General features: G+C 34.5%; 2 protein-coding genes. Both read right to left on the reverse strand.

What is annotated here, in order from left to right:
- The coding region (locus ABHN01_RS25505) for a BlaI/MecI/CopY family transcriptional regulator (RefSeq protein ID WP_429877868.1) at positions 1-150 on the reverse strand (150 nt) is incomplete at its 3' end.
- Between the two features lie 62 nt (positions 151-212).
- The gene (locus ABHN01_RS25510; protein WP_429877869.1) at positions 213-1985 is read right to left on the reverse strand and encodes a BlaR1 family beta-lactam sensor/signal transducer; all 1773 of its coding nucleotides are present in this window, start codon (positions 1983-1985) and stop codon (positions 213-215) included.
- Positions 1986-1991 lie beyond the last annotated feature (6 nt).

The raw sequence follows: 1991 nt of genomic DNA on the forward strand, positions 1-1991 counted from the left end.
ATCCAGAAGAGAGCGTACTGTTTTCAGCTTCCAATCTGTTCGCCCCTCCAATGAGAAATAGACTTCGTTGGCCGTTTGCGGGGGCTTTTCCCAAAGAACGTTCATGACTTCCCATTCTGCTTCAGAAATACTGGGTACTTTTTTAGACACTCTTATCCTCCTCCTTCTTAGAGATGTCAACCTCTATTCGTCGGTTTTTTCCGCGGAAATACTTAATATATGCCTTTATCTCTCAAAATAGATAACGTTATTTCTGCCGCCTTACTTCCGTAGGCATTATCTTCATTTTGTATGTTAGTTGCAAAGAAATAAGTGTCTTCCGTGGTCTGTACATACCCAATAAACCAACCGTTTATATTTTTGCCATTTACATTACCTGTACCAGTTTTCCCTGACAACCATGCACCATTTTTTTCATTTAATTTGAGCGTATCTTTAACGGTTTGGACATTTTTCTCCTTAAATCCAAATTGGTTTGTATAAAAAGCTTTTAGTAATTTTACCTGCTCTACCGGAGATATCTTTAATGAAGACTCTAACCAATATTGTTCGATTCCACCAGAAACATCGTAATTACCATAGCCTATTTCTTTTAGATAAGCTTGAATGTTATCCAGTTTATTTTTTTTATCCAATTCCTGAAAGTACCAGGTTACTGAATTTGTCATTGCTGTAGATAAATTCTGATCCATATTCCAAGAATCATAAGGGTACTTTATTCCATTCCATTTAATTGTTGAATTTTCACTGGTTATGACATTTGACTCCAACCCTAACAACGCGCTATAAATCTTGTAAGTAGAATTCGGGGAAACTCTCAATGTACTTTTATTCTCATTATAAATACTATATCGATCAGCTTGTATATCATATAATACAAAGCTCCCCTCATATCCGGAAAAATATTCGCTTAGATCCTCATAAACTGTCCGGTCACTATTAAAATCGTAACGATCATTATCATCGGCTATTGCAGAAACGATTGGAATTTGACTTGCAACAAATACTCCCACAAGCAAAAAGATAGCTATACTCTTCAGTTTCAACAGTTTTGACTCATTTGTAAAGGATGCAATCTTTTCAATACGTTTTTTTATTTGCTCCTTGGAACCGTTTAACTGATTTGTCAAAGGCAATTTCATTGGATGAGATGCTCTTTCCACAAAATGAATAATCGTATTTCCGTATTTTGCATAGCAGTCCTTATCTAAAGAGTTTAAAACAGCAATATCACAGGCTATTTCACGATCCAACCTCATTTCCCTAAAAGCAAACCAAACAAGCGGATTAAACCAGTATAAAATTTGATAAATAATGATCAAGTAATTCGTCGCAATATCTTTATATTTATAATGATTCAATTCATGTAAAAAAATGTGTTTAATATCTTCCATAGAAAGCCATTTGCCAAAATGAGCCGGTAACACAACATAGGTTTTAAAAAGACCAAACGTCATCGGAGATTTGACAAGCGGTGATTCACCTACAGTAAACTGTCTTGATATATTTAATTGCTGCTTACACTGATCAAATAAGATGAGAACGTTTTTATTTTTTAGTTCAGTTGTAGTGCTTTTTATGCTCGTTACCTTTAACCAAGCATGAATTGTCATAACAGCCAATACTAACATCCCTGCAATCCATATGCCGGAGAAAATTATATTCAGGAATTCCAGATTGGGACGATTTACAGATACCGTTAAGTCATGCATCCAATTTCCGTTACTAACCACATCATCTCCAGTATGGGTAGTTGAAGGGCTTATTCCATTGCTTTGATTAACATTCAATGAGATAAAATGATTTCCGAAATTAATTAATTGATTCGGTATATAAGGAAGTGTCAATGCAATCATCAATAAAAACCATAGATTATATTGCCATTTCGCTGATAATTGCTTTTGGAACACTTTCTTAATCAGCATAATAACTGCAATGGTAAAAGAAGACACCATAAAACTAATTACAAAATGAGTTAAGAACATGTGCTC

Source organism: Fictibacillus sp. NRS-1165, assembly GCF_050468105.1.
Taxonomy (GTDB): domain Bacteria; phylum Bacillota; class Bacilli; order Bacillales; family Fictibacillaceae; genus Fictibacillus_C; species Fictibacillus_C terrinigri.

Excerpts from the sequence above, each read along its gene's own strand:
- ABHN01_RS25510 (WP_429877869.1), bottom strand. The coding sequence starts at position 1,985 with ATGTTCTTAACTCATTTTGTAATTAGTTTTATGGTGTCTTCTTTTACC.